We start from the raw sequence: 6180 nt of genomic DNA, 5'->3' as shown, positions 1-6180 counted from the left end.
AAGCCAGCTCCCACAGGGAACAGTGGGGCTGCACGAGTATGTACGCTCCCCCGCGATTTCAGCGGGGGGTTTGGGGGGCTGCTGCCCCGATTGTGGATAACGACAAGGAGAGATCGGGATGGTGTTTTCGTCCAATGTGTTCCTGTTCCTGTTCCTGCCGATCTTTCTCGGCCTGTACTACCTGAGCGGGCAACGCTATCGCAACGCCCTGCTGCTGCTGGCCAGCTACGTGTTCTACGCCTGGTGGCGGGTGGACTTCCTGGCGCTGTTCGCCGCAGTCACGCTGTGGAACTACTGGATCGGGCTCAAGGTAGGCGCCGCCGGCGTGCGCACCAAACCGGCCCAGCGCTGGCTGCTGCTGGGCGTGGGCGTAGACCTGTGCATCCTGGGCTACTTCAAGTACGCCAACTTCGGCGTGGACAGCATCAATGCGATCATGACCTCCTACGGTCTGGAACCGTTCATCCTGACCCACATCCTGTTGCCGATCGGTATCTCGTTCTACATCTTCGAGTCGATCAGCTACATCATCGACGTGTACCGCGGCGATACCCCGGCCACGCGCAACCTGATCGACTTCGCCGCCTTCGTGGCGATCTTCCCGCACCTGATCGCCGGCCCCGTGCTGCGCTTCAAGGACCTGGCCGACCAGTTCAACCACCGCACCCATACCCTGGACAAGTTCTCCGAAGGCTGCACGCGGTTCATGCAGGGCTTCATCAAGAAGGTCTTCATCGCCGACACCCTGGCAGTGGTCGCCGACCATTGCTTCGCCCTGCAGAACCCCACCACCGGTGACGCCTGGCTCGGCGCGCTGGCCTACACCGCACAGCTGTACTTCGACTTCTCCGGCTACAGCGACATGGCTATCGGGCTGGGCCTGATGATGGGTTTCCGCTTCATGGAAAACTTCAAGCAGCCCTACATCAGCCAGTCGATCACCGAGTTCTGGCGGCGCTGGCACATCAGCCTGTCGACCTGGCTGCGCGACTACCTGTACATCACCCTGGGCGGCAACCGCGGCGGCACCTTCGCCACCTACCGCAACCTGTTCCTGACCATGCTGCTCGGTGGCCTGTGGCATGGCGCCAACATCACCTACATCCTCTGGGGCGCCTGGCACGGCATGTGGCTGGCGATCGAACGCGCGCTGGGCCTGGACACCAACCCGCAACGCTTCAACCCGGTCAAATGGGCCTTCACCTTCCTGCTGGTGGTGATGGGCTGGGTGATCTTCCGCGCCGAGAACCTGCAGGTGGCCGGGCGCATGTACGGCGCCATGTTCAGCTTCGGTGACTGGCAGCTGTCGGAGCTCAACCGCGCCAGCCTCACGGGCCTGCAAGTGGCGACGCTGATCGTGGCCTATCTGAGCCTGGCCTTCTTCGGCCTGCGCGACTTCTACCGCCATGCCAAGCCCAGCGCCAAGGCAAGCCCCGTGGCCGTGCATGCCGATGGCAGCGTGAGCCTGGACTGGGGCCTGTACGTCACCCGCGCGTTGGTGCTGCTGCTGTTCGTGGCGTCGATCCTGAAACTCTCGGCACAAAGCTACTCGCCGTTCCTCTACTTCCAGTTCTGAGCGAGCCGACCATGACCCGATCATTACGCACACTCTACGCACTGCTGTTCATGGCGCTGCTGCTGGGCCTGGGCCTCTGGTCGCTGGGAGGCCTGGGCAGCTTCCAGCGCACCGCGCAGATGACCGTGCTCAACGGCAAGCTGGCCAAGGCCGCCGAAACCCACTACGACGAGCAGTTCCCGATCAAGCGCCTGGGCACCAACCTCTGGGCCGCGCTGGACTTCACGCTGTTCAACGAAGGCCGCCCCGGCGTGGTGTTGGGCCGCGAGCAATGGCTGTTCAGCGATGAAGAGTTCAAGCCGGTGGCCGGCGCCGAGCAGTTCGAGGCAGAGAACCTCGCGCTGATCCGCGGCGTGCGCGACACCCTGCAGCAACAGGGCGTGCAACTGGTGCTGGCGATCATCCCGGCCAAGGCCCGCCTCTACCCGGAATACCTCGGTGAGCAAACGCCGGCCAGCCTGCACCAGGACCTGTACAACCAGTTCCACGCCAAGGCGCGCCAGGCCGGTGTGTTCGCCCCTGACCTGCTCGGCCCGCTGCAGGCGGCCAAGGCCCAAGGGCAGGTATTCCTGCGTACCGACACGCACTGGACGCCGATGGGCGCCGAAGTGGTGGCCGAGCACCTGGCCGATGCCGTGGCACGCCAGGACCTGCTCAGCGGCACGCCGCAGCTGTTCGTCACTGAAGCCAGGCCGGCCGCGCCGTACAAGGGTGACCTGACCAACTTCCTGCCACTGGACCCCCTGTTCAGCAACCTGCTGCCGACCCCGGACAGCCTGCAACCGCGCAGCACCCGCCCGGCCCAGGCCCAGGCCGACAGCGGCGATGCGCTGTTCGCCGACAGCGAGATCCCGGTGGCGCTGATCGGCACCAGCTACAGCGCCAACCCGCACTGGAATTTTCTCGGCGCATTGCAGCAGTCGCTGCGCAGCGACGTGGTCAATTACGCCGAAGACGGCCACGGCCCGCTGCTGCCGATGCTCAAGTACCTGAACACCGACGCCTTCAAGAACAGCGCGCCGCAAGTGCTGATCTGGGAGTTCCCGGAACGCTATCTGCCAATGAAAAACGACCTCAGCGCCTTCGATCCGCAGTGGATCGCGCAGCTGAAGAAAACCCGTACTGCCAATCAAGACATGGCCCTGTCGTCCAATCGGACGCAACACTGAGAGGAACCGCACATGACCACCAAGCACCGTATTGCCAAAGCATTCGCCCTCACCGCCGGCATGAGCCTGCTCTCGTTGCAGGCCTGGGCCGGCGCCGATGCCGCGCTGTATGGCCCGAGCGCGCCGAAGGGTTCGACCTTCGTGCGTATCTTCAACGCCGGCAACCAGCCGGTGGCCGCCAGCGTCGGCAACACCCAGATCAGCGAAGTGGCCGCCCAGGCCAGCAGCGATTTCAGCTTCATGCCCCAGGGTGACTACAGCGCCAAGGTCGGTAGCCAGAGCATGCCGGTCAAGCTGGCCGGCGATCACTACTACACCCTGGTCAACCACGCCAGCGGCCAGCCGCAACTGGTCGAGGAACCACCGTTCAAGAACAAGCAGAAATCCCTGGTACGCGTGCAGAACCTGAGCGACCAGGCCCTGACCCTGAAAACCGCCGATGGCAAGACCGAAGTGGTCAAGCCGGTGGCGGCCAAGGCGCGCGGCGAGCGCGAGATCAACCCGGTCAAGGTCAGCCTGGCGCTGTATGAAGGCGACAAGAAAGTCAGCGACCTCAAGCCCGTTGCCCTCGAACGCGGTGAAGCGGCCGTGCTGTATGTCACCGGCTCCGGCAGCAACCTGTCGCCGGTATGGGTCAAGCGCCCGGTGTCCACCCGTTAATCAACTGCCCCTTTCAACGTTCGGAGATTCCCCATGATTCCAGTCATTCTGTCCGGTGGTAGCGGCTCGCGTCTGTGGCCCCTGTCGCGCAAGCAGTTCCCCAAGCAGTTCCTGGCCCTGACCGGTGAACACACGCTGTTCCAGCAAACCCTGTCGCGCCTGGTGTTCGACGGCATGGACGCGCCCATCGTGGTGTGCAACAAGGACCACCGCTTCATCGTCAACGAACAGTTGAGCAGCCTGAAACTCGAAACCCAGGCGATCCTGATGGAACCGTTCGGGCGCAACACCGCGCCGGCGGTGGCGCTGACCGCCATGAAACTGGTCAGCGAAGGCCGCGACGAGCTGATGCTGGTGCTGCCGGCCGACCACGTGATCGACGACCAGAAAGCCCTGCAACGTGCCCTGGCCCTGGCCACGGTGGCTGCCGAGCGTGGCGAGATGGTGCTGTTCGGGGTGCCGGCGACCAAGCCGGAAACCGGCTATGGCTATATCAAGTCGAGCCAGGACGCGCTGCTGCCCGAGGGCATCAGCCGGGTCGCGCAGTTCGTCGAGAAGCCGGATGAGAAACGCGCCGTCGAGTTCGTCAAGGCCGGTGGTTACTTCTGGAACAGCGGCATGTTCCTGTTCCGTGCCAGCCGCTTCCTCGAAGAACTGAAAAAGCATGACGCAGACATCTACGACACCTGCCTGCTGACCCTGGAGCGCAGCCAGGAAGATGGTGACAGCCTGGCCATCGACGAAGCCACCTTCGCCTGCTGCCCGGACAACTCCATCGACTACGCGGTGATGGAAAAGACCCAGCGCGCCTGCGTGGTGCCGCTGAGCGCAGGCTGGAGCGACGTGGGTTGCTGGTCGTCGCTGTGGGACGTGCACGAGAAGGACGACAACGGCAACGTGACCAAGGGCGATGTGGTGGTGCAGGACAGCCGCAACTGCATGATCCATGGCAACGGCAAGCTGGTGTCGGTGATCGGCCTGGAGAACATCGTGGTGGTCGAGACCAAGGACGCCATGATGATCGCGCACAAGGACAAGGTGCAGGGGGTCAAGCAGATGGTCAATACCCTCGACGCCCAGGGCCGCAGCGAGACCCAGAACCACTGCGAAGTGTACCGCCCGTGGGGCTCGTACGACTCGGTGGACATGGGCGGGCGCTTCCAGGTCAAGCACATCACGGTCAAGCCCGGGGCAAGCCTGTCGCTGCAGATGCACCACCACCGTGCCGAGCACTGGATCGTGGTGTCGGGTACGGCCGAGGTGACCTGCGACGAGAACGTGTTCCTGCTGTGCGAGAACCAGTCGACGTACATCCCGATCGCCTCGGTGCACCGTTTGCGCAACCCGGGCAAGATCCCGCTGGAGATCATCGAAGTGCAGTCGGGCAGCTACCTGGGCGAGGATGACATCGAGCGTTTCGAGGACATCTACGGGCGCTCGACGCCGATCGAGCGCGGCGTGTCGATCAAGACCATCGCGCAGTGATGTAATGCCTTGAGGGCCCCTTCGCCGGCAAGCCGGCTCCCACAGGTTTTGCGAACACCTCAAAACCCTGTGGGAGCTGGCTTGCCAGCGAAGGGGTCACGATGTTTCTATGAGCAGACACCGACCTCGCAAGCAAGGCCCTCCCCATGTTCATCGGTATCCTGCTCATCCTCACCTGGCTGGTTTGCTGCTGCGCTATCCGGCCAAGGCCTTGCCGATCTCCATGGCGGCGCTGCTGGGCCTGTGCCTGGTGGGCCTGTGGGTGGTGTGGCTGGACAACCGCGAGGCCAGCCAGCTGGCACGCCTGGAACTGCGCCTGGACTACGCCCCCGAACACTGCCCGGCCGACCGACCGCTGCGCGTGCAGATGAAAAACGACAACCACACCCCGCTCACCGAACTGCGCTGGCGCGTCGCCGCGTATGCCCCCGGTGACAGCGTCAACCTCGCCGAAAACACCTACGCCGCCCCGCGCTACCGTGGCCCCGGCGATCTTCAGGCCGGCGCCAGCTGGAGCGACTGCCTGCCGCTGCCGCCGCTGCGTTCGGGCTACCGTGCGCAAACCCTCGAATTCCGTGCCGAACACCTGCAGGGCAGTTTTGCCAACTAGTATTTTTGTCAGTTACCGCCAGCAGCCATCCACGCTTGAATAGTGCTGACCCCACGACCGTGCAGGAAGCTCGGTATGTCCCTCACATCCCTTACCCGGCTAGAGCAACTCCAGGCACTGGTCTGCGCAACCGGGCGCAAGCGCCCCGCCATGATCATGGTGGGCTCTGGCGGTTGCCCGCCGTGTCGCGAGATGAAACCGGCAGTGACCCTGCTGGCCAGTCGACAACCCGGCGCAGACTTCTACTATTTCAATGTCGACCACTATGAAGAGCACCCGCAAGAGCCCGAACTGAGCCTGTTTTTCCAACGCATTTCACTGCAGTATCTGCCCTCTCACGTGCTCTTGCCGCTTGCCGGCGCGCCTGTCGTCGTGTGTACCTCCAATGCAGCCAAGCTGACCCACAGCCTGATTCATCACCACATCCTCAGGAGTCCACCTTTCCATGCCCGTCGTCCTCATCACAGGTTGCTCAAGCGGGATCGGCCGCGCACTCGCCGACAGCTTCAAAAATGCCGGCTACAGCGTGTGGGCCACCGCACGCAAGCCCGATGACGTCGCCGCACTGATCAAGGCCGGCTTCAACAGCCGCCAGCTCGACGTGAATGACGAATCCGCCCTGGCACGCCTGAGCGATGCCATCGACAACGCCCATGGTGGCCTCGATATCCTCATCAACA

At 63.7% G+C, this 6180-nt stretch carries 5 protein-coding genes and 1 pseudogene; all 6 read left to right on the top strand.

The genetic code is table 11. The annotated features are described in order from the left end of the window. The first annotated feature begins 118 nt into the window (after nucleotides 1-118). The gene (locus G3436_RS11215; RefSeq protein WP_163944780.1) at nucleotides 119-1576 is read left to right on the top strand and encodes an MBOAT family O-acyltransferase; all 1458 of its coding nucleotides are present in this window, start codon (nucleotides 119-121) and stop codon (nucleotides 1574-1576) included. An 11-nt stretch (nucleotides 1577-1587) separates the two neighbouring features. Then, the gene (locus G3436_RS11210) at nucleotides 1588-2745 is read left to right on the top strand and encodes an alginate O-acetyltransferase (protein ID WP_163944778.1); all 1158 of its coding nucleotides are present in this window, start codon (nucleotides 1588-1590) and stop codon (nucleotides 2743-2745) included. Between the two features lie 12 nt (nucleotides 2746-2757). Next, the gene (locus tag G3436_RS11205; RefSeq protein WP_163944775.1) at nucleotides 2758-3405 is read left to right on the top strand and encodes an alginate O-acetyltransferase AlgF; all 648 of its coding nucleotides are present in this window, start codon (nucleotides 2758-2760) and stop codon (nucleotides 3403-3405) included. Nucleotides 3406-3438: 33 nt separating this feature from the next. After that, the gene (locus G3436_RS11200; protein ID WP_163944773.1) at nucleotides 3439-4890 is read left to right on the top strand and encodes a mannose-1-phosphate guanylyltransferase/mannose-6-phosphate isomerase; all 1452 of its coding nucleotides are present in this window, start codon (nucleotides 3439-3441) and stop codon (nucleotides 4888-4890) included. A gap of 146 nt (nucleotides 4891-5036) precedes the next feature. Beyond that, a pseudogene (locus G3436_RS11195) lies at nucleotides 5037-5500 on the top strand (multidrug transporter). Between the two features lie 445 nt (nucleotides 5501-5945). Beyond that, the coding region (locus tag G3436_RS11190) for an SDR family NAD(P)-dependent oxidoreductase (RefSeq protein WP_163944770.1) at nucleotides 5946-6180 on the top strand (235 nt) is incomplete at its 3' end.

Origin of the sequence: Pseudomonas brassicae, assembly GCF_010671725.1 — a bacterium.
Classification (GTDB): Bacteria; Pseudomonadota; Gammaproteobacteria; order Pseudomonadales; family Pseudomonadaceae; genus Aquipseudomonas; species Aquipseudomonas brassicae.
The sequence above is the reverse complement of the archived record's forward strand: the minus strand, read 5'-3'. Positions and strand labels throughout refer to the sequence as shown.

Bases quoted from the DNA above. Each gene is read 5' to 3' on its own strand.
- G3436_RS11210 (WP_163944778.1), top strand. From the start codon at position 1,588: ATGACCCGATCATTACGCACACTCTACGCACTGCTGTTCATGGCGCTG.
- G3436_RS11205 (WP_163944775.1), top strand. From the start codon at position 2,758: ATGACCACCAAGCACCGTATTGCCAAAGCATTCGCCCTCACCGCCGGC.
- G3436_RS11215 (WP_163944780.1), top strand. From the start codon at position 119: ATGGTGTTTTCGTCCAATGTGTTCCTGTTCCTGTTCCTGCCGATCTTT.
- G3436_RS11200 (WP_163944773.1), top strand. From the start codon at position 3,439: ATGATTCCAGTCATTCTGTCCGGTGGTAGCGGCTCGCGTCTGTGGCCC.